We start from the raw sequence: 22,808 nt of genomic DNA, 5'->3' as shown, positions 1-22,808 counted from the left end.
ATCTCATTTATACTTTGATTATACAACAAATAAAAAAAGAAATGTCGCTCACTCGGCATTTCTTTATATTTTCTTCATAAAAAATTTACATTGCTAACTTTCTTTTATTTTTTTGTTTTTTCTATATAAACTGACTGCCGAGATACTTAACAATACTACTATACATAACCACGCATACGTATACCCTTTCTCATCCACAATATAACCAAATAAAACAGGGGCAATAATAATTGCAATTTGATTTATTGTAAGTGCTACACTCACTGTTATTCCTACAAATTCTTCACTTGCCAATTCAGCAACTTCGGCTATAAAAAGACTAAACCATCCAATTGAAAAAAATCCTAACAATGCACTTACACTATACAAGATTCCACTCGTTATTGTATGTATATTCATTACTAACAATAAAATCAAGCCGATAGAAGCGCATACAGCTATAAATAAAAGTATACGCCGATTCCCCTTATACAACACATCACTAATAGTTGCTAATGCAATACGACCAATCATTCCAGAAAAGAACATAACTGAAAATACTGTTCCGGCTACAATAGATGTAATCGATTGTTCCCCTGCTAAAAATTTCATGAAGTGTCCAACTAACACCATTTGTAATGAAATCATGCAAATACCCGTTATATAAATTGGAGACAACTCTTTTTTACAGATTACTACTTTTAGCTCCATCCAAAAGGAAATTTTAATATGTCCTTTCCTCGCTTCCTCCTCAACATATGGCTCTTTATAAAACATAAAAAATAATAGCCCTCCAATAATACAAATGCATGCAATACTATTTATCGCGTAAGTCATATTATATTGTATTGTTAGAAACGGGATTAGCACTCCCGCTAACGCGCCACCAATCGGTATACCAGCTTGCCTTATTCCCATCGCTAACCCACGATTTTCTTTTCGGAACCATTTTAAAATCACTTTACTTCCTCCTGGCTGGGAAACACTATAAAACATTCCTATTAATAAAAGTACAAATAATAACCCATTAAATCCATTTACTATATTAGTCAGCAAAAGCGAACTCCCTAGTAAAAATGAACTAATAGAAATTAATATTTTTTCATTATATTGATCAAGTAGCCGACCGACAAAAAGCATACAAAATAACGGTCCAACATTTAAAACACTTACTAATAATCCACTCTCCGTATTCGTAAGTGCATATTCTTCTTTCCAAAATAAAGCGAAAACCCCGATACCATACGTTATAAGTGTCGCTGTTGTTTGAGCAATCGTCGCAACAATTAACATAACCCATTTATAAGTACTATTCACCCTTTCTTCAATCAACATAATAATCCCTCCCCCTTCCATTGTATGAAAGTTCTGATATCATATAAAATAAAGATTCATCATATAATCCATCAAAAAAATTGATACCTTTTTGGAGGAATGATACGTGGACATAAAAGATTTAACTGTATTTTACGAAGTCGCGAAGGAAAATAATATTTCTCACGCAGCAAAAAATTTGAACTACGTGCAATCAGGCGTAACGATGCGTATGAAACAACTAGAAAATGAATTAGGTGTTCCTTTATTTTACAGAAACGGAAAAGGTGTAACTTTAACTTCTAACGGTGAGATTTTATTAACATATGCCAAACAAATTATCCACTTAATGGATCAATCTATAAAAGCGATTCAAAGTAATGGAACTGAACCAAAAGGCACTTTAAAAATTGGGTGTACAGAATCTACAACTGCGGTAAGGCTCCCCTCTATATTAACGGCCTATTATGAGAAGTACCCAGAAGTCGAATTGATTTTAGAAACAAATACGACTGAACAACTAATTAAGCTTGTATTAGAGCGAAAACTAGACGGAGCGTTTATAGCTGGCTCTACTCAGCATAATGAACTTCATACAACTGTATTTCGTGAAGAAGAATTGGTTCTCATTAGTAAAAAACCTCTATCCTCTCTTACAGACATAGAAGATATGAATTTACTCGCTTTTAGTCACGGGTGTTATTATAGAAGTTTATTAGAAGACTGGCTTCAAGAAGTGGGGACCTCCCCTAAACGAGTATTAGAATTTGGAACAATTGAAGCGATACTTGCATGTGTAAAATCAAGTATGGGCGTAGCGATTATGATGAAATCAATTTTAAAGGAGCATGAACATGACGTATCATTCAATCCTTTACCAAATAGCTTCAAAAAAGTTCCTACTACTTTTATTACTAGAAAAGATATATTTCGCTCAGCTGCATTACAAAAATTTATGGAGATGACTCACAATGCATGAAAAGAAAATACGTGGGATGAAACGAAAAACAAACGCTATGATAAAACAAATTGAGGAACATACAAAAACGTTCCCTTCTACTTTCTATAACGATGAATATTGGTATATGCCTTTACCAGTTTCTCAAGCTTTTATCGAGTCTCATAAAACACCTAGAAAAGTAAAACGATTATGTATACAAACCTTATTAAATCAAGCAAACCATTTAATAAAAATAAAACCGAGCGATACACATACATATCGAGTTGTTGTTTTCATTTCTATAGAAAGTTTGTGGAATTCGCAAATGATTATATTTAAAAATGAAAGGTACTTTCATAATTTCTTTAATAGAAATAGTGAATTTCAAAAGTGGATCCCTCTTTCAAATGAGTCTGAGTTTTGGGAGACATGGGGAATTTCAATTTTCTCTACTTTCCAAACGTTTCACTTTCAAGAAGTCATTTATGATGAGGATGCAATCGATAAAAAAGAGATTTGGTTTATTGGAGAGTTATCTTAAAAGGGGTACTTTTAAATGAAAAGCTTCCCTTTTTCCACTTATTAAAATCGCCATATAATGAATTTGTCATTTTATTATATAGGAGGTTTTCAAATGGTAATACCTAAATATCCTGATGTCCCTACTCTTACGAAAAAACAAATCGATCAAATTACAGAAATGACTTTTCTAAAAGAAATAACACCACAAAAATGTGATGTCATTTTCGTTTTCGGCGGTTCTCACCCGGGCAATTGGCAAGCTCCTCTAGAAGCTTATCGAAAAGGTTTAGGAAATCAAATTATCGTTACAGGTGGTACTAGTTTACATGGCATGAAACATCCGAGCTGGAATTACGGGGATTTGTCAGAAGCAGAAGTAATTGTAAATAAATTAATGGAACATGGCGTACCAAAAGACGCTATCATGTTCGAGAAAAACTCTCTCCATTCTATCGCTAATGTAATGGAAGCGAAAAAGATTTTTGATTTTACAAAGATTAATCGGCTACTATTTGTATGCAAAAGTTTAGGCGCTGGTCGGCAATATCGAGTATTAAAAAAACATTTACCTAAAACTATTACGTGTATCCCATATACATTTGATACAAGTTTCGATGGTGAGTTTATAATTAATAGATATAATTGGATGGAAAATGAAAAAAGTCGCTCTATGATTTTTGGAGAATACTTGAGAAATGTTTGCTACGGTAGAAAAGGCGGTATTGAGCCGCCTGAAAAAGAAGTTCAAGGCTTAGAAGAATATGTATCCTACTACTATAATCTAGCATAATAGAAAAAGGTATACCAAAACGTCGGTATACCTTTTTCTCCTATTTATTTTTCTTTTAACACACTATGTAATCGATCAGGATAATTTGTAAACATTCCTGTAGCACCCCATTTCATTAACAATCTCATATCTGGTTTCTCATTAATTGTATAAGGATGAATTAGCAATCCATTATTTCTAGCCATTTTCATATATGACTCATCAATAATTAGTTCTCCGTTATCATTACGTAAGTTCGGTCCAATACCAACTGCATATTTTTTAATTTCTTGAAAATCTTCATTTGTTACACTTTTCGGTTCATGTGTAATGCCAGACCATTCAACAATCTCATTGTTTTCATTTGGATAATACCAAAGCAGTTGAACTAACGGAATATTTTCATTCATACTATGAATCTTTGTTAAACTATCTTTACTAAATGATTGAATCATCACACGGCTAGAAGACATGTTTTGACCTATTAAATTATATTTTTCTAATAAAGCTAATAATTTCTCTTCCATTCCTGGATACACATCTGGTGATTTTGTTTCAATGTAATACTTCATACTTCTTCCGTACTTTTGGAAAATTTCTTCAAGAGTCGGAACTTTTTGACCAACGTACTCTTGCTTAGCCTTTTCTGGATAAGCTTTATTAAACCAAGATCCTGCATCTAAGCTCTTTATTTCACTTAACGTTTTATCTCGTACTTCACCTGTTCCATTTGTAGTGCGGTCAACTGCTGTATCATGCATTGCAATTAATTGGCCATCCTTAGTTAATTGAATATCTAACTCCAAATAATCCGCTTTCATTTTTTTCACTAAATCATAAGAAGCAAAAGTATGCTCAGGTGCATGTCCACTTGCTCCGCGATGTGCAATATTTAAAAACTTATTCTTATTCCATTCATGCTTCCCTTCTGCTTTCGCATGAACAGCTCCCCCAGCAAAAATACTTCCCGTCATAAAGAAAATAACTAATACGCTAATAATTTTTCTCATCCTTTTAACCCTTCCTACGTTGTAAATTTCAACAAGTTAATGAGATTTACACGAAATAGAAGATATACTTTCATTATTTTTATAAGCTTATATTAAAATTCCAATCTTACAAATACAATTCTCCTATGTTATTACTATACTATTTATTTTGCATATCCCTCCTATTCACATGTAACTTCCTATTGATCACATTTCATCAATAAAAAAAGCCATAAATTATTTAGAGGACACTTCTGTATCCCTAAATAAATTTATGGCTTATCTCAAATATCTCCGGCCTCGATTAACTTGTCGAAATTAATCATACCAAACCTATTAAAATTTGTGAATATTATTTTTTCAGTACGGTAAAGCTTTAATCAGTATAAGTTATATATCTATCTTATACTAATTAGTATTTGAACACATCGAATTTTTCCGAACAGCCCGATTCCTATCTAACTTCTTTAATTTCCATTCATACAAGATAAAATTCTATTGTCATTTGACATGATATTTACGTAAATCTAGGCTTTACTTAATTACAAATTCTTAATTTCGTATATCCTTTCTTGCAAGTTTAGGTTTCTTTTGAGAATGTGGTATATTTACATGTCCCGAAGCAGCCACGGATTGTCTCCTTTCCTTCCTTGACAGTTTAGGCTTCTTTTGAAAATATAATTCTTTTAAATGTCGCGAAGTAATACCTTGTTTTTTGAAATCAAAGTAAAAATACAAATGTGTACTTAGCGCTAGGAAAACAACTGAAATAAATGAAAAAATAACGATTAGCACAATCGCCATAGCTTTTTGGCTCAAAATTCCAATACTAACTTGACCAATCATATAACCTAAACCCGAAAAATATACAATTTTAGGGATTTTCACATCTTGATCAGTGATCCCCCTTAAGCGGGCTGTAAAATATTTAATCCAGAATAATTCAGATTTATAAACAATTAAACTATATGCAATAAGCGATAGAATAAAAAATAAAGGAGATTCTATTTCTACGAATTCGTAAGCTAACTTTTGCACAGCTATAAAACTACAAAATGAAATACTTAACGCAACAAATCCAGAATATAGTAAATGTTGCAACTGAGGCTGCCGAGGCTTATAAATGGAAACCCAAATTCCCCATAGATTACATATCACATAAAATGGTAAAGCTACGTAAGAGTATATATTGAACGGTGGAAATATGAATAAAATGATAAGTAGCATAAAATTCATAAAGAACCATACAAAGCCTACAATATTTCTTATATTAAATGGTATTAATATTCGTATACAATCCACTATGTTGTTGCCATTATATTTGTCCATTATGCATCCCATCCATTTCCTTCCTCTTCAAATCAACATATACCCATATATATACTCCAGATATACTAAGCACAACAGCAAATAAAGAAAAGACTAAAATTAAGACCGTCGCTAAACCGTTTTGTGATAATGTACCTATACATATTTGTCCAATAACATATCCCAATCCTGATACATACACAATTGGAGAAATTTTTATATTATCATTTTCTTCATTGTTTAATCGCCTTAAAAAACTTTTCATTCCAATAGAAATCAATTTATAGTTTGTAAGAATGTAAAGCACAAAAGTAACAATAAAAAACAGAGGTGTTTCAATTTTAATAAAAGTATATGCAATCTTTTGAATCACTATAAAGCTTCCAAAAGAAAAAGTTATTCCCATAAATCCATTATATAAAATGTGTACCAGCCTTAGCTCATTTGGTTTATAAAAAAATACCCATACTCCCCATATATTAGCAATGAAAAGAAAAGGTAAAATTATATATAAGTATATAGTAAAGGTTGGAGGAAATAAAAATGGAGTTAAAATCATAAAATTAATAACTACCCATACCATAACGACACTCGATCTTACACTGCCAGGCATCAATTTCTGAATAATTTGTTCCGTGCTCTTTCCGTGGTATTTTTCCATATTAATCTCCCAAAAACTAAAAAATTTTATCTAAAGCTGCTCCAATTCCAGTTTTAACTTTATCTTTTATCGAATCCTGTTTACCATCATGATTCCAATCACCTTTGTTAAATTTGATTCCATCAGTTACTATACTAGCTCCTATAGAAACACCAAAGCCAATACAAGCTCCAGCAGCAGTTCCGATTGGACCTCCCCAAAAAGTTCCAACCAATGCACCTGCTTTGGTTCCCGCAAAGGCACTTACAGCAGTTGTACCAACCCCCATTGCTGCATAGCCTAAAGCACTTGTTTTTAATTTTAATCAATCTTTAAGAAATTCTTTTGGTGATAAAATATGTCTTTTTACATCGTCTATTTGCTTTACTTCGGCTAGAGGTAATGTAGTATGTAATCTCTAGGAAATATAATACAATAAAAAAATGATTCAATCTAGTAATTGCCAACACTTATAACTAAAAACTAAAAAAATTCTAATAACAAAAAAGAAAGAGAATTAATTTGCATATATTTTTATAATAATAATGTCTCTTCACTACACAATCTTTATTTTTTAAACTAAAAAAATAGAAGTATCGTCCTATAAAAGACAATACTTCCTTAGTTACTTAAAAATCACATAATAAATTACCCATTACCTCTTCAAGCACTACATCTAGATTTACTACCTCTTTTTCCGAGCGCCATCCTATAAAACCATCTGGTCTAATTAATACAGCTCCTCCATTCTCTATTCCATATAATTTGCTAAAAATATCTTCTTGAGCAATAAAGTCTCCCCTTAAACCAACGCTATAAAATTTTATATTTATTCCTAATGTAGATGAAACATTCTGTACACACTCAGCCCAAGTACGATTTTCTGCTATAGTAAGTAATACAAAATCGTTACCTAATAAATCAAGTATTGAAATTTCTTTCCCATCATATGTTCCAAAAAAGTGTGGCGCTCGCGTTCCAGGTCTCCCGTTCAACTTTACGCTATCCATTCTATGTGGAGTGACTGAGTCATCTATAATCGCCTCTGAACAATACTGATATCCAACTGTAACAGCTAAACCATCCATATTATTCAAACTGCCTTCCTCTCTATTCGCAGCACGGAACAACAAACTACTCGCATATTCTGTCGTTAATTTTGCAACAGGATATCTCTCTTCATGATATGTTTCTAACAGTTTTGGTTTTGTCTTTCCTTTTATAACAGCCGCCAATTTCCAGGCTAGATTGTGTGCATCTTGTATTCCTGTATTGGAACCAAACCCTCCTGTCGGCGGCATAATATGTGCAGTATCGCCAACTAAAAAAACGCGATTATCTTGAAATTTTGTAGCAGTACTTTCAGTCGCTTCCCACGGTAAAACACTTACTATTTCTGACTCAACATTTGTGCTTCCAATTGCGGTTTGAATAATTTGTTTACAACGTTCCATAGTGAAATCCTTTGGTCGCTCTCCTTTTAATGGATCATAGGATACATGGTAAATCCATCTTTTTTCGTTATCGACTGGAATGAGCGCACCGAGAACTTCCGGATGAAGTACCATAGTAAAACCAAATGCATCTCCTTGTATAAACTCACTTAAATCCGCTTCAAAATAAATATTCATATAATAGCCACCGATTGTACCTCGTCCCTCCGCACTTATCCCTAGCTGCTCACGTATTTTACTTTTTGCCCCATCTGCTGCAATTACATAGTCACAATGTATGACACTTTCTTTTTCTGTTTCACGATTTCGAATCGTTGCGATTACTCCTTGCTCATTTTGTTCATAAGAAACTAATTCATGATAAAAAGATAATTCTCCGCCTAATGTTCTCGCTTCTTGTAACATGATCTCTTCTAAAGTAATTTGATAACAAGCAGTTTGTTTTGATGGACTAATCTCTTCTATTTTCTGAAGTAACTTTTCATCATTTTCATACTGATTCGCCCTCATTTGTGCCAATTCTTCCTGATTCGCCTCAGCTATTGTATGAACCGCTATTCTTCCTCGGCAATTTTCTAACGCTTTACCCGCTGATCTAATTCTTTGTTCTAAACCTAATTCTCGAAATAACTCCATCGTACGAAAAGTAATTCCACCTGCTTTTGGATGAATTGCAGTAGACGGATGCCTTTCAATAAGTAAGTACTTAATGTTATATTTTGCAAGGAATAACGCAGATGCTAATCCTGATAATCCCCCTCCAACAATTAAAACTGGTACATCATTCGATTTCATATATTTATCCTCCACATCATTGTTCTGAGCTCAGTGACATAAATATAATCAAAAAAACAACAAAGATATAGACTTATATTTCATTTTAAAGTATCATATAGATAGATTACGCCCCAAATTACTTTTACTCTTTCATATATCTATAATCCGCTTGTATTATGTATGTATGAAAGAGTAAAACGAAACAACTCACTTTAAAATAATAAAAACATGATAAGCGGTCGTAACCCTAAAAATTATCCAGGGTTACGACCGCTTAATTTTTTGTTCAATGGCTTAACCATCCTCATCTGGAAACAACGTATTATTAAGCCTTTTCTATCTCCTACCATTTTCAACTCATAAAATTTCATTCGTCTCGATTTTCTTTCCCAATATTGCAGCTCATTCAACAATCATGTAGCATTACCGTATCGATGTAATGGTTCATCATCTTAAACCTTTCGACTAATTTTTGGAGGTAAAGTGATTGAAATGAATAAACAAGAACAATTAAATGTTATAAAAAAAGATTTTATTGATTCTCAAAAAGTATTATTGGCAATTGGCGATGAAACACGTCAAGCTATTTTGTTAGTTCTCATGGAAACGGAATGTCAAACCGGATTACGTGTAGGAGAAATTACGAAACAAACACACCTTTCTCGACCAGCGGTATCACATCACCTTAGAATTTTACGAGAAGCCGGTATTATTTTAATGCGAAAAGAAGGTACAAAAAACTTACTGCACTTGAAAAGAAGCATAATGCTCAATATTCATTTTTATTTATGAAGCCAAGCGGAGATCAACTACGTACTATTGCAAACTATATTGAAGCCGGAAAAATCAAACCTGTAATCGATCGAGTTTTTTCATTTGAAGATGCTCAAAAAGCAATGGAATATTCAGAGGCTGGCAGAGCAAAAGGAAAAATAATCGTAAAAATGAAATAATAATAAAACCTCCATTTTCTTAAAATGGAGGTTTTATATTTGTTGTTAAATAGACATAGTGCACTGAAGTCCTTACAATAGATTGCAAGGGGAAATATCATATTATACTTTTAGCTAATTTTACAAAGAATACATACGTACAAATACATAATAAAAAAATAAACAAGGAGGAGATAAAATGACTAAAAATAATGAAGCAGGTTGGAATTTAGACAATAGTTATGCTACTTTACCACATTCATTTTATACAGAAATCCCCCCTACTCCCGTAAGTTCACCGGAGTTAGTTAAGCTAAACCATTCACTTGCGATATCTCTTGGCTTTAATCCCGAAGAACTGAAGAAAGAAACCGAAATTGCGATTTTCGCCGGTAATGCACTACCAGAAGGAGCTCATCCATTAGCTCAAGCGTATGCTGGGCATCAATTTGGACATTTTAATATGTTAGGCGACGGTCGTGCTCTTTTAATTGGTGAACAAATTACTCCTTCAGGTAAACGTTTTGACATTCAGCTGAAAGGTTCTGGCCCTACTCCTTATTCACGCCGTGGTGATGGTCGTGCTGCACTCGGTCCGATGCTACGTGAATATATTATTAGCGAAGCAATGTATGCACTTGATATCCCAACTACCCGCAGTTTAGCAGTTGTCACAACAGGCGAGCCAACCTATCGTGAAACAAAGTTACCTGGAGCAATTTTAACTAGAGTAGCAAGCAGCCATATACGCGTCGGCACATTTCAATATGCTGCAGCTCGCGGCTCAATCGAAGATCTTCAATCGCTAGCTGACTATACAATAAAAAGACATTACCCAGAAATTGAAGATCATGAAAACCGATATACTGCATTGCTACAAGAAGTCATCAAAAAACAAGCCAGCCTCATCGCTAAATGGCAACTTGTTGGATTTATTCACGGCGTAATGAACACTGACAATATAACGATTAGCGGTGAAACGATTGATTACGGCCCTTGTGCATTTATGGACCATTACGACAAAGGAACTGTATTTAGCTCGATTGATACACAAGGTCGCTACGCATATGGAAATCAGCCATATATGGCCGCATGGGATCTCGCGCGACTAGCAGAATCTTTAATACCAATTCTGCACGAAGATGAAGAAGAAGCATTAAAAATTGCTCAAGACGAAATTTCAAAATTTAGCGTACAGTATGAAAACCTGTGGTTCCTTGGAATGAAAAAGAAATTAGGACTATTTAGCAACGAAGAACAAGATCATTCACTTATTGAGCAACTTTTAAAAATGATGGAGAAATATAAAGCGGATTACACTAATACATTCCGTTCATTAACTCTTAATACGTTAGAAAATACCCCTCTATTCGATAGCTCTGAATTTAAAGAATGGTACAAACTGTGGCAATCTCGATTAGAAAGACAAGATGAATCGAAAGAAAATGCCTACGAAATGATGAAAAATAATAACCCATCAATCATCCCAAGAAACCATCGCGTAGAAGAAGCACTAGAAGCAGCTGTCACAAATGGCGACTATAGCGTAATGGAAAAACTTCTTGAAGCTCTAGCAAATCCTTATGCGTATGCTACAGAGCAAGAAGAATACTGCGTTCCACCTGCGCCTACGAATCGTCCTTATCGTACTTTTTGTGGGACTTGATTGTTTAATATGTAAAAAGGTGTGTTTATACAAATTGTGTGAACACACCTTTTTTATATTCCCACCTCTCAACTAGAACTTTAAAATACCCCTCCCCGATTTCCTTTCTTTACTCCAAACCAAAATTAATACTATTCCAATCGGCTTACTGAAAAGTTTGTTAAACAAATATTGAGAAATAAAAATCGTATTTCTAAATATTGTTATTTTTGATACTATATTTTATAAGAATATTCAAAAAGCGAGGGGATTTCATGAACGTTCAACTACAAGGTAATGAACAAATTACGAAATTATTTAATGATTGGTATTTAGCTATGCTTAAACAAGATGTGTCTCAGGCGACAAACTTAAAGCATGAAATTGAGGAAAAGGAACTAAACTTTGAAGAAGATGAAAACTTAGCATTATATCATTCCTTATTAGATTTTCGATATAAAGTTTTAGTAGATAGTTTAAGCATCTCAAAACATAGTTTTGATAAGATAGATTCTTACGTAATCTCATCTAATCATCCACTTTCTTACTACTATCATTTTTTTAAAGGCATTTATGCAACTTTAATCACAGACTATAACTTAGCTATCGAACATTATGAACATGCTAAGTTATTATTAGTAAATAACAACGATAATCTAGAACATGCTGAATTTTATTATCGAATGGCAATTTTCCATTACCACTTTTACCAACCAATTGAATCCATTGAATATGCAACTAAGGCTAAAGAGATTTTCGATAAACAAACTGGCTACGAAGTTAAAGTTGGATTGTGCAAAAATACATTAGGTGCTTCATTTGTATATTTAAAACAATATGAACAAGCGGAAGAGCAATATAATTCAGCAATACACCTTTTACAAAAATCTGATGAAAAAGAATTGATTTTAAGTGTACGCAATAATTTGGGTTGGTTATATGCGAGTCAAAACCTCTCCACACTCGCAATCCGTCACCTATCAGAAGTAACTGAAAAGAAGCCTACACATTTCAAAGCTCTCTTCTTACAAGCAAGAGAACACTCTAAACTAGATGAAACAAATATCGCTGAGGAGTTAATCCAAAAAGGGTTAAAAATTTGTATGGACTTAAATAATGAAGAATATATATATCATTTTAAAATTCTAAACGAACTAAATAATAATGTTACTTCTGAAGAATTAGAAACAATTATTCTTAAAGGAATTACGTATTTCGACAAAGAATTATTATATAACTACACTCAAGAATACTCAGAAAAATTAGCTATTAAATTTTATGATGAAAATAATCACATTAAAGCAAGTGAATATTTTCATAAAGCATTACAAGCAAAAGAAAAAACATTTGAGAAAGGGGCATTGAAATGATTAAAAAAATTAGCTCTGTCTTTTTAGGACTATCTGTTTTCGGCATTTTGGCTACTGGTATTCATAGTTCATTTACATATCAAGCGGGTCACGCCGATCTTCCTGCACCACAAAGACCTGATTTTGTTCAGTCCGTTGACGTAAATACAAACTCCAACTCAACAACAGCTGAAAAAGCACTATAAAAAATGAAAGACCTTCAATTAAGAAGGTCTTTTTAAATACGCTTATTTAGAATATTTTCCTTTCAAGTAAACTCTATTTTCTCATCAACCCTGCAATCGCCCTACTCCCCTCACTACCAACTTTCTCAAGTTCCTCCACAACTAATTTTCTTCTTGCCACAGAATGATTTTGACTTAATTTCGCTTTTCCTTCTATTTTACTAATCTTAATTTTAAAACCAACTATCCCTTTACTTAATCCTCCCATATAATTCGGATCTACATCATTAAGTGAGTAGGTGCTCTCTGGATCTTCATATTTATGTACTAACTCTTGAAGAGAATTTAATAATTCCTGTTCATCCTCAACAATTTCTAGTTCTCCATATACATGCACTGCAACGTAATTCCATGTTGGTACTGCATTGTTGGTTTCATACCATGATGGCGATATGTAACTATGTGGCCCTTGAAATATAGCAAGCACATGTTGATTCCCACTATCTTTCCACTGTTCATTCGGACGTGCGAAATGGCCATGTAAAGTTAGAGTTTCCCTATTTAATAACAAAGGCAAATGCGTTGCATATGGTTCCCCGTTATGTTGAGAAAATAATGTTGCAAAGCTATTTTGTTCCATTATCTCATACTTCATCTTTTCATCTTCTATTGCGAAATATTTTGGTACGTACATAAGCTCCCTCTTTTCCGGTCTTTTCTATTTTATTTCCTATTATATTTAGTAATCGCATCAATCAACAGGGACAGTTTGCCATTATTTTATAGTGGCAGCTTTCAATTTAAAAAGAATAGGCCGCATATACTCAATGCGACCTTAGTTTATTTTTTCCAATATATTTGTAATAAATGCCGTCTTACCTTCACTATAGCCCGCTCTATTTTTCGACTCTCTTGCTAACTCTTTCTTTAAACTCCCATATTCAACAGCAACGTCTTCATGTTCACGAAGGTAATCCCGAAACGCTAAATGTTTTCTTAACTCTTCACTATTCTTATCACACACATATAAATGATGTTCCATCCAAACTGTATTTTCTTCACTCCACGGAACGAAAGCATCCTTTCTACCAAACGCCTCTCTTCCTTTGAAGCTCCAGTCTGCTTGATGGTAATACCCTATCGTTTCAAGTCTTTTTACTACTTCAGGAAAAATTTCATAATCTTCTATTACTATATCAATATCTAATATTGGTTTTGATACAAGTCCTTTAACAGCTGTACTTCCCACATGTTCAACAGACAAAACAAGTCTTTCCATTGCATTGGTAATAATAGTTTGTAATTTATTAAATTCATTTTCCCATTTGATGTTATATTCTTCGATAGTAATTCTTTGTTTCAATGTATCCCTCTCCTCAAAAACCATTATAACCTTTGAATATGAGTATCCTTAAAATCAGTCTCATATTTCAATCCATATCCAAACATTCGATCCATTCCAATATGTGCTATCCATATTAAACCAATCATAATAACTATATCTATCTTAAAATAAGCACCTATGATAACAATTAATATCGATATGATATATGTGTGAAATAAATTATAAATGTTAGCCCCAACATGATTATTTATACCATACGCTAACATTGATAAATCCGGAGCTAAAAGGAACAGAAAAAATATTATCCAACTAAATTCATATAATGAATACGTATAAATCGCGGCCAAGAATACAACTAAGCCTTCAAAATGTACAATACGCTTTTGCATTCTTTATCATTCCTATTTTTCTATATTTACCGATAAAGTTTCATCACTGAAAGTATTCTTTGCATTTTTTGACCAGATGGTTGCTAAAATCGGCCCTGCAATATTATGCCATACTGCCGCTAATACACTTGGAAGTGCAGCCGCTGGTCCAAAATGTGCTGTTGCTAGCGCAACACCTAATCCTGAGTTTTGCATTCCTACTTCTATTGAAATAGCTCTTCTTGTCCCTTCGTCTAGTCTAAGTACGAACGCTGTTATATATCCGAGTAAAAAACCAAACGCATTATGGAGCATCACTGCAATGAAGATAAGCAGGCCTGAAGAAGTAATGCTACTTACATTCGCTGAAACTACCGCTGAAACAATAATGATAATTGCTAAAACTGATATGAAAGGAATAACAGTCATTCCTTTCGTAACAGTTTTCGGGAAAAACTTCTTCACTACTAATCCTAAAATAATAGGTATGATAATAACTTGTACGATAGAAAGAAACATAGACATAGGATTAACCGGCATCCATTGTCCTGCAAGTAATAATAAAATAAGAGGTGTAGCAATTGGTGCTAGTAACGTTGATAATGACGTCATTGCAATAGACAGCGCTAAGTTCCCTTTTGCTAAATAAACCATAACATTTGATGCAGTGCCACCCGGTACTGAACCGAGCAACACTAGTCCAGCTGCTAATTCAGCTGGCAGATTCATAACGTAGGCTAGTACGTATGCGACAAGTGGCATAATAATAAACTGAGCACATACACCGATAATAACTGGCAATGGTTTTGTAGCAATGATCTTAAAATCAACAGCCTTTAATGTTAATCCCATCCCAAACATTACAACCCCGAGTAAAATTGTTATGTAACTAGTTAACCCAAGAAATGGTCCAGGAATGAAATATGCAATAGCTGCAATACAAATAACCCAAAATGCAAAATACTTTCCAGCTATATTACTTATCGCTTCTAGTACTTTCACCCAATCATCCCCTATCCTTCAGCTGAAAAACTTTATTCGGATTCAAAATATTTTGTGGGTCAAGAGCTTTCTTTATTTTTTCCATTACGAGTAATGCCGCCCCATGTTCTTCTTCTTGATACTTCCGTTTTCCGATTCCAACACCATGTTCTCCCGTACACGTTCCACCTCGTTTAAGAGCATATAAAACGATACTTTCATTTATTTCGTCCGCCTTTTCCACTTCTTCTTTATTGTTTGGATCAACCATTAAGAGTACATGGAAATTCCCGTCTCCTACATGGCCAAGAATACCACCAACAAGACCATTCTTTTCTAACGTCTCTTTCGCATGTTGGATTGCACCAGCTAATTCTGAAATTGGTACACATACGTCTGTACTCATAAGCTTTTTACCAGGATAGCTATGAACGTAAGAATATGCTAGATTATGCCGTGCATCCCATAATTTATTTCTGGCCGCAGTTTCTGTTTCAAAAGCAACTTCTTTACATTTATGATCAAAAACAATTTCCTTCGTGAATTCAATATCTTGCTTTAGCCCTGCTTCATTGCCATGAAATTCTAAAAACAGTGTAGGTTCTTCTCTGTAACTTGTTTCATTATAATGATTTACTTGTTTCATAGATAATTCATCTACAAGTTCAATTCTCGCAATTGGAATACCCGCTTGTAGTATATTAATTACAGCTTCTACTGCATCATTTATAGTTGGAAACGACGCTCTTGCAGCCATAACATGTTCTGGTATACCGTATACTTTTAATGTTAATTCTGTAAAGCATCCGAGCGTCCCTTCTGAACCTACGAAGACACCATTTAAATGGTAACCTGATGATGACTTCGCCGCCAAATTTCCAGTATGTATGACTTCCCCATCAGCAAGAACGACTTCTAAATCACGAACTTGATCACGCATAACACCATACTTCACGGCTGTCGTTCCACTCGCATTTGTAGCAGCCATTCCCCCTAACGTTGCATCTGCCCCTGGATCTACACTAAAAAACAAACCGTATTTCTTCAATTCTTTATTGAGCTGAGAACGAGTCACTCCTGGCTGTACTTTCACCAGAAAATCTTTCTCTCTTATTTCAAGAATTTTGTTCATTAATGAAAAATCAACCGTAATTCCCTTTTCATAAGGGATTACATGTCCTTCTAAACTAGAACCTACCCCAAACGGAACGACAGGTGTCCCGTGCTCACTCGCTATTTTCATTATCGTGCTAACCTCTTCGGTCGTTTTCGGAAAAACTACTACATCAGGTAAACTACTAGCATGATAAGATTCATCTTTACTATGTAACTCTCTTACTGTTGTATTGATTACTACTCGATCTTCGGGAAGTACACCCTTTAATTCATTTACTAAACGCTCTACCGTTATTTCCATCTTACACTCTCCTACTTTCTATAAATTTGAATTACAAAATATGTTAACTATTTTATACATAATAATCCGAAAAATTAAATAATTCAAGTTTTACATGTACGAAATTCATTTCTTACTTTCGAATAAAAAAAGAACTTGCAACAATTACTGCAAGTTCTTTTCTATAAAACTATATTTTAAATGACTTCTTTATTAACAACATAAACCAAATTAAAGTAAATGCCATCAGCGAATGAGAAAACCCAACAATATAAGTTAACCCTTTAAAGTCCGCTCCATTTAACTGAAGAAGCCCTCTTGCTGCTAGCGAACCTAACATTAAAATTAATGCGATATTATGTACAACAAACCACTTATTAAAACTTTTCGCTTCATGAAACGCGAATACTTTTGCTAATCCTAAAGCAATTAAAAAGAAGAAAAAGCCGAGTACAAGTGTATGTGTATGTAAAAGGTTTAACAAAGTAGATCCTACAATTCCTTTATACTTTCCATACTCCCTAGCGAAAATCCCTGATAATAAACCGATAATCAAATACGTAAACGATGCATTATATAATTTCTTCATTATGTACCTCCTTGAGTAGAATGTGTAGTGTGTCATATTTAGTAATAATGATAGTTATATAGTAAAAACTCCTAGTCACCTAGGAGTCATTGTATAAGCATCTCACTCTTTACAATCAATTCTAATTATAAAATATCCCTTTATACAAAACAAACGAACTTTATGTGAACAATCCGGGCTCTTGTAAAATATGTTGCGATTTTGTATTACACAATCCATACTAATGATTATAAATGTTAAAGGTGGTGCAGTAGATTGTGATAGTTCTTGAAACGGAACGACTCGTTCTTCGCTGGTTTCATCTAAAAGATGCTCCATTTATTCTCGAGTTAGTAAACGACCCTGCATGGATTCAGTATATCGGTGATAAAAGGATTAAAAACTTAGAAGATGCAAAAAAATACATCTTAAACGGACCCGTTGATATGTATAATAAAATGGGCTTCGGCCTTTACTTAGTAGAACGAAAAGAAGATCTCACTCCGCTCGGTATGTGCGGCCTTATTAAAAGAGATTCATTAGAAGATGTTGATATCGGCTTTGCTTTTTTAGAGAAATTTCGTTCAAATGGGTATGGCTTTGAATCAGCTTCTGCTGTAATCGAATACGGAGTACAAAAACTAGGACTAAAACGAATTGTAGCAATTACTACTATAGATAACATCAATTCAGGAAAGCTTTTAGAAAAAATAGGATTTCAGTTCGAAGAGATAATTTCAGACTCCGGAGAAAATTTAAAGTTATTTGGTTATAACATATAATAAATTATCAGAATTCTCTTTTAATCTAATCAAAAAATATTTCTTACATATACATTCCTAACAGTTATTATGATTAAAATACTCATCTGTTTTTTAACATTATAACCAGACTAATTTAAATCACAATTCTGATTTTCAGTACTGTATTTATTCTTAAAAACACTCTATTTTATTCTTAAATTTGTCAAAACTCTTATGTAGCTACATGAAAATTTTATGCTAATATGTTACTAAGAAACTATGCGTTCCCTTAACCCTGTATCCGGCCCTGTATTTTTACAGGGCCTTTTGTTTATTTAATTTACTTATCACTTGCTTATATACACATTAAAAATCATTTCAAATGTAATAAACGATAAATAATAAAATAACTTTAGATAGTATGACCTACAACTGTAATACGATTCCTTCAAATTTCTTGACGAGAAGACAAGTCATGAAAAAGGAATCACTAAAGAACAAGATCACAGCTTGAGTAATGATACATCTTAATGCAAAATATTTTGGAAACCTAACTGCTAGTTAACTCAAAAAGAAGTTCTACTTAATATAGGTAGAACTTCTTTTCCCTTTACTTCACATGTACATAGTTCTCACTTATTCCTTGCTTAAAAACTTGAGAAACTCATCTTCATTTACAGGTTTACTGTAATAATAGCCTTGAATTAAATAGCATGCATTTTGTTGTAACACTGTTAATTGTTTCTTCGTTTCTACTCCTTCCGCAATCACTTTCATATTTAAAGTATGGGCTAGCGAAATAATAGTTTGTATAATTTCATCTCCATCATTTGAAGTTCCAATCCTATTCACAAATTCTCTTGGGATTTTCAAAGTATCAATTGGATATAAAGGTAGATACGCTAATGAAGAATATCCTGTACCAAAATCATCAATTGATAAATGTACACCATATGATTTTAACGCTTTTAACTTCAATAAAGTTTCTTTTTCATCTACCATGGCAATTCGCTCTGTTAATTCCAAATCAATCAAATTAGCTGGTACTCTTATTTCTTCTATGGTAGATATAATCGTTTGAACAAAATCTTTCTGTTCAAACTCTATAGCTGATAAATTTATCCCCATTTTTAGATTTGTATAACCTGCAGAATGCCATTCTTTCAGTTGTGAACACGCTTGCTGTAGCGTCCATTTTCCAATTGAAATAATCTGTGATGTTTCTTCCGCGATAGGTATAAACTCAAAAGGTGAAATTAGCCCCAGCTCTGGATGTTGCCAACGTATTAATGCCTCTGCACCAATAACCTTTCCTGCCTTACTATCAACTTGTGGTTGGTACAATAAAAACAACTCATTATTTTCAATTGCATTCGGTAAATCTTGCTCTAATTGTAATCGTCTTGTTATTTTTTGAGATAATGTCTCGTCGTATATACAAACAGCATTGCTACCTTCTTCCTTTGCGCTATACATAGCAATATCAGCATGTTGTAAAAGTGTTGTGGCATTTGTTCCTCCAAATGGATACAACGCTATTCCTATACTAAGGGATAAATAAAAGCTGTGTTGATTTATTACAAATGGTTCTTCAGTTATACGAAATAGTCTTTCGCACAAATCTAATAGCTGTTGCTCTGTTTTGTTATGGACAATGATTGCAAACTCATCTCCCCCTATTCTTGCTATATGAATAGTTGGTGGCAGACATGTCCTAAAACGGTTGGCAACTTCTTTTAAAACCTTGTCACCAATTGCATGACCCAGTGTATCATTAATGTTCTTAAAGCGGTTTAAATCTATATACAGGAGTCCAAACTTATCCTGTGTTTTTTGTACTCGCTCAATAGATCTGTCTAATTCTTGTTGGAAGAATATTCGATTTCCAATCCCCGTCACCGTATCATGAAATGCTAGATAGTTTATCTCATCCTGTTGTTGCTTCATCCTCGTTATGTCTTTTACCATTATATAACTCCCAAAAGTTTGTCCTTCTATCATAATAGGAACAATCGTAACGTACCAAAAATGTATATCCTTCTCATTATTATTTTTCACACGTAACTGTAACGAAGACGAATTACATCGTTTCCCCATCTTTAGAGCTGCTTCCAATTCAGGTTTATCTTCATCTAAAAAAATAGAAAAGCACTCTTTTCCTATTAATGCTGCACTGTCTTTTCCTAATAACATACTTCCAGACTGGTTTATATTTAATACGGTACCATTTGAATCAATTGTTAATATGGGATCTGGATGGTACTCATATAAAGACTTAAACCTCTCTTGATTTTTCACCAAATCATTAGATTTTTTTATTAAATCTGCTGTTCTTTTAGATACTTTTTGCTCTAATTGATTATTAAACATTTTTAATGTTTCGGTTAAATCTTTGTTTTGCATTCGTACAATTGTATGACGAATCAGTACAAATACAAAGGCAATACAATTTCCCGTAATCAGTGTAGAGGAAGCAGTTTGCTCTTTTAAAGTAAAACCAATTAAAATTGCAACTGCAAGATAAGGGAATATGACAAGAAGTTTCTTTCCAAATGTCGGATTAATAATAAAATAATTTCTTCTAGAAGTTGCACTCCTTGGGATAGTAGCTGAAATAGCAATAAATAACAGAAAAACTCTATACAAACACCTTAATAATATGAGTGAACGATATGATAAACCATCTTGTAAATAGAAATATAAGTAGTCTGTAATGGACAATCCTGTTAATACTAAAATAAAAATAAATAATTTACTTTTCGCATTAAAAATTGCTGGTCGGAAGATAAGGCTAACTCCTAGTAAAAGCAGCAATAGATCTATAATTGGGAAAATAAATGAAAGAAAAACATCTCCAATTGATAAGAATAAGATATTTGCAGAAGGTTTATTAAATAGGTACCACTCTAAGGTAAAAATAGCAGTAACAACAATACATAAATCACAAATCAAATATGCTTTTTCCCATTTATTACATTCCATCATGATTTTATAAAAGAAAGCAAAAAGAAAGAAGAATAAAAAAAACAATAAAAATACATCAGAGATATTAAAATTTTCTATTGGTAATTCTACATTAAGTACTTGAAAAGCAGATATAAAATTCCCTATCAAGAAACACCCTATTGCAATAGTAATACAAACCCAAAAGACTCCTAATTTAATTTTTCTTGATACCATAGAGTAAAGTAATGAGATAAATACAGTAGTTTCAACAACTAAAGATGATAGTCGTATATTAAAATCTGATACAAAATAATGATTCGGAAAAACAAATAAAAATATAAAACAAAAGCTTAAATAAGCTAGTAGAGCTAATATCAATACATAAAATTGCACATGTGAATGTTTACGCGACGGACTCACCTTCTTAATTTTTTCTAGATCTTTATTAAAAATGACCTGATGCTGCACTGCTCGTATTCATCAAAACGAACTTACTTATTATTCCATATTATGAACTTTTTATAAGATTTCTTTCTACATACCACAGCCTGATTTGCTTTCTGCAGATATTTCCTCTTTTTAACTAAGCATTCCAAAAAGAATACGATGGAAAATGTTATTTTTTTAGTATTTGCTCATCGTAAATTTGAATAATACAACTTAACTGTTCTTTGAATACGAGATAGAATCTAACCTTCCATTACAACATAGTTAGTCGCTTATTGTCACACTTAGAAAGAAGGAAAATATACTATCATTAACTTAGAAATTCGAATTAAATTACTAAACCAACTGTAACTATTATAGTTACAACTAGAGGTGATGTCAATTTCAAATACCTCCCCTTTTAATGGACAAAAGACGTGACATCTTGAACAAAAATACGATGTTTATAAAAAAGATGTAATGTTATTTCGACCTAACCAAAGAAATATAAATGATCTAGCATTAAGTGAAGATGATATTGCATCTCCCAAAAAAGAATGTTACTCTAAAAATAGAATGATGAAAGGAATGATGGATGAATAATGATTAACTAATTTATATTTTAAGTTGAATTTTATAACTTCAAACTACAAAATATAGGGTTAGTCTATCCATTTCTATAATTCATTTCATACTTTATTTGTCATGATTCAAATGATTAATAAGTACTTACTTAAGTATAAGCGACAGACTAATCCTTCCGATTAAAAATTGGGGGATTTTTTTATTCCCTTTTATGTAAGTTAAAATTTATTAATCGCTAAATTTACCTAACAAATAAAGGAGCGAAAAAAAAATGGCTAATTCAGACACTATTGTGACACATGTAATGCTCTATATAAGTCGCTAATATCCATTAAACTTATATAGAGAAATTAAAAAATGGATGGATTTTGACCGAATTCAATTTGAGAAAGATATATTTCATTATTCTGGTGGACAAAAGAAAAAACTGCTTATCGCTAAAAGTTTATGTGAAAAAGCCCATATGTATATATGGGATGAACCATTAAACTTTATAGATATTTATTCACGTATGCAAATTGAAGAGCTGATTCAACAATTTAATCCCACAATGATTATTGTTGAGCATGATAAGGCATTTCAACAAACCGTTGCAACGAAAACTATATCTATGTAACTCCACTCGAATCATCAATAAATCAAGCCAT

The 22,808-nt window shown here is 32.9% G+C and carries 20 protein-coding genes and 3 pseudogenes; 10 read left to right on the top strand and 13 right to left on the bottom strand.

Features of this window, described 5'->3' with window-relative positions; translation table 11 throughout:
- Positions 1-93 precede the first annotated feature (93 nt).
- A complete protein-coding gene (locus MR070_RS14965) occupies positions 94-1,314 on the bottom strand; it encodes an MFS transporter (RefSeq protein ID WP_242261550.1) in 1,221 nt (406 codons plus the stop codon).
- A gap of 106 nt (positions 1,315-1,420) precedes the next feature.
- Between MR070_RS14965 and MR070_RS14960 the strand changes: the two genes are divergently transcribed.
- The 3 genes from MR070_RS14960 (at position 1,421) to MR070_RS14950 (ending at position 3,545) form a co-directional block, all read left to right on the top strand.
- Positions 1,421-2,272 (top strand): LysR family transcriptional regulator, encoded by an 852-nt coding sequence (locus MR070_RS14960; protein ID WP_242261549.1) that lies wholly within the window; start codon positions 1,421-1,423, stop codon positions 2,270-2,272.
- Positions 2,265-2,774 carry a DUF3916 domain-containing protein gene (locus MR070_RS14955; RefSeq protein ID WP_000544595.1) on the top strand — a complete coding sequence of 170 codons (510 nt, stop codon included), beginning with the start codon at positions 2,265-2,267 and terminating at the stop codon, positions 2,772-2,774. Before MR070_RS14960 ends, MR070_RS14955 begins: the two co-directional genes overlap by 8 nt.
- Before the next feature lie 93 nt (positions 2,775-2,867).
- The gene (locus MR070_RS14950; protein ID WP_044793313.1) at positions 2,868-3,545 is read left to right on the top strand and encodes a YdcF family protein; all 678 of its coding nucleotides are present in this window, start codon (positions 2,868-2,870) and stop codon (positions 3,543-3,545) included.
- 44 nt (positions 3,546-3,589) lie between these two features.
- Here MR070_RS14950 and MR070_RS14945 read toward each other — a convergent pair whose 3' ends face one another.
- The 5 genes and pseudogenes from MR070_RS14945 to MR070_RS14925 all read right to left on the bottom strand — a co-directional run bounded on the left by MR070_RS14945 (position 3,590) and on the right by MR070_RS14925 (position 8,710).
- The gene (locus MR070_RS14945; RefSeq protein ID WP_242261548.1) at positions 3,590-4,534 is read right to left on the bottom strand and encodes a glycerophosphodiester phosphodiesterase; all 945 of its coding nucleotides are present in this window, start codon (positions 4,532-4,534) and stop codon (positions 3,590-3,592) included.
- 531 nt (positions 4,535-5,065) lie between these two features.
- Entirely contained in the window at positions 5,066-5,842 is a 777-nt protein-coding gene (locus MR070_RS14940) for a hypothetical protein (protein WP_396021593.1), read from the bottom strand.
- On the bottom strand, positions 5,829-6,482 hold the full coding sequence (locus tag MR070_RS14935) for a hypothetical protein (protein ID WP_074565372.1): 654 nt from the start codon (positions 6,480-6,482) through the stop codon (positions 5,829-5,831). Before MR070_RS14935 ends, MR070_RS14940 begins: the two co-directional genes overlap by 14 nt.
- A gap of 16 nt (positions 6,483-6,498) precedes the next feature.
- Positions 6,499-6,870: pseudogene (locus tag MR070_RS14930) on the bottom strand (WXG100 family type VII secretion target); the annotation flags it as partial.
- Between the two features lie 220 nt (positions 6,871-7,090).
- On the bottom strand, positions 7,091-8,710 hold the full coding sequence (locus MR070_RS14925; RefSeq protein ID WP_242261546.1) for an FAD-dependent oxidoreductase: 1,620 nt from the start codon (positions 8,708-8,710) through the stop codon (positions 7,091-7,093).
- A gap of 465 nt (positions 8,711-9,175) precedes the next feature.
- Here MR070_RS14925 and MR070_RS14920 point away from each other — a divergent pair, with 465 nt between their 5' ends.
- The 5 genes and pseudogenes from MR070_RS14920 to MR070_RS14900 all read left to right on the top strand — a co-directional run bounded on the left by MR070_RS14920 (position 9,176) and on the right by MR070_RS14900 (position 12,824).
- Positions 9,176-9,484, top strand: a complete 309-nt coding sequence (locus MR070_RS14920) for an ArsR/SmtB family transcription factor (RefSeq protein WP_000571884.1) — start codon at positions 9,176-9,178, stop codon at positions 9,482-9,484.
- Positions 9,427-9,645, top strand: a pseudogene (locus MR070_RS14915) (zinc-binding dehydrogenase); the annotation flags it as partial. The gene MR070_RS14920 and the pseudogene MR070_RS14915, both read left to right, overlap by 58 nt.
- Before the next feature lie 178 nt (positions 9,646-9,823).
- Complete coding sequence (locus tag MR070_RS14910) at positions 9,824-11,290, top strand: protein adenylyltransferase SelO (RefSeq protein WP_000164893.1); 1,467 nt, start codon at positions 9,824-9,826, stop codon at positions 11,288-11,290.
- 254 nt (positions 11,291-11,544) lie between these two features.
- Positions 11,545-12,639: a response regulator aspartate phosphatase gene (locus MR070_RS14905; RefSeq protein WP_242261545.1), complete on the top strand. Its 1,095-nt coding sequence runs from the start codon at positions 11,545-11,547 to the stop codon at positions 12,637-12,639.
- The gene (locus MR070_RS14900) at positions 12,636-12,824 is read left to right on the top strand and encodes a Phr family secreted Rap phosphatase inhibitor (RefSeq protein WP_242261544.1); all 189 of its coding nucleotides are present in this window, start codon (positions 12,636-12,638) and stop codon (positions 12,822-12,824) included. Before MR070_RS14905 ends, MR070_RS14900 begins: the two co-directional genes overlap by 4 nt.
- Before the next feature lie 73 nt (positions 12,825-12,897).
- On the opposite strand, the gene MR070_RS14895 is transcribed toward MR070_RS14900, so the two are convergent.
- The 6 genes from MR070_RS14895 to MR070_RS14870 form a co-directional block, all read right to left on the bottom strand.
- Complete coding sequence (locus tag MR070_RS14895) at positions 12,898-13,497, bottom strand: FMN-binding negative transcriptional regulator (protein WP_242261543.1); 600 nt, start codon at positions 13,495-13,497, stop codon at positions 12,898-12,900.
- A gap of 141 nt (positions 13,498-13,638) precedes the next feature.
- Positions 13,639-14,166, bottom strand: coding sequence for a GrpB family protein (locus tag MR070_RS14890; RefSeq protein WP_139895120.1), 528 nt, complete (start codon positions 14,164-14,166; stop codon positions 13,639-13,641).
- Positions 14,167-14,189: 23 nt separating this feature from the next.
- Positions 14,190-14,537, bottom strand: a complete 348-nt coding sequence (locus MR070_RS14885) for a DUF4260 domain-containing protein (RefSeq protein ID WP_242261542.1) — start codon at positions 14,535-14,537, stop codon at positions 14,190-14,192.
- Positions 14,538-14,549: 12 nt separating this feature from the next.
- Positions 14,550-15,518 carry a bile acid:sodium symporter family protein gene (locus MR070_RS14880; protein WP_242261541.1) on the bottom strand — a complete coding sequence of 323 codons (969 nt, stop codon included), beginning with the start codon at positions 15,516-15,518 and terminating at the stop codon, positions 14,550-14,552.
- Positions 15,519-15,522: 4 nt separating this feature from the next.
- Positions 15,523-16,914 (bottom strand): FAD-binding oxidoreductase, encoded by a 1,392-nt coding sequence (locus tag MR070_RS14875; protein ID WP_000406948.1) that lies wholly within the window; start codon positions 16,912-16,914, stop codon positions 15,523-15,525.
- A 169-nt stretch (positions 16,915-17,083) separates the two neighbouring features.
- Entirely contained in the window at positions 17,084-17,482 is a 399-nt protein-coding gene (locus MR070_RS14870; protein ID WP_000737903.1) for a DUF2871 family protein, read from the bottom strand.
- 257 nt (positions 17,483-17,739) lie between these two features.
- On the opposite strand from MR070_RS14870, the gene MR070_RS14865 reads away from it, so the two are divergent.
- Positions 17,740-18,243 (top strand): GNAT family N-acetyltransferase, encoded by a 504-nt coding sequence (locus MR070_RS14865; protein WP_000636235.1) that lies wholly within the window; start codon positions 17,740-17,742, stop codon positions 18,241-18,243.
- 597 nt (positions 18,244-18,840) lie between these two features.
- Here the strand turns inward: MR070_RS14865 and MR070_RS14860 are convergent.
- On the bottom strand, positions 18,841-21,570 hold the full coding sequence (locus MR070_RS14860) for a sensor domain-containing protein (protein ID WP_242261572.1): 2,730 nt from the start codon (positions 21,568-21,570) through the stop codon (positions 18,841-18,843).
- A 946-nt stretch (positions 21,571-22,516) separates the two neighbouring features.
- Here MR070_RS14860 and MR070_RS14855 point away from each other — a divergent pair.
- Positions 22,517-22,777: pseudogene (locus MR070_RS14855) on the top strand (ATP-binding cassette domain-containing protein); the annotation flags it as partial.
- Between the last annotated feature and the right edge of the window lie 31 nt (positions 22,778-22,808).

It is taken from the genome of Bacillus cereus group sp. BfR-BA-01453 (assembly GCF_022662915.1).
GTDB classification, from domain to species: domain Bacteria; phylum Bacillota; class Bacilli; order Bacillales; family Bacillaceae_G; genus Bacillus_A; species Bacillus_A paranthracis.
Note: the sequence above shows the minus strand (reverse complement) of the source record. Positions and strands in the feature narration are given on the sequence as shown.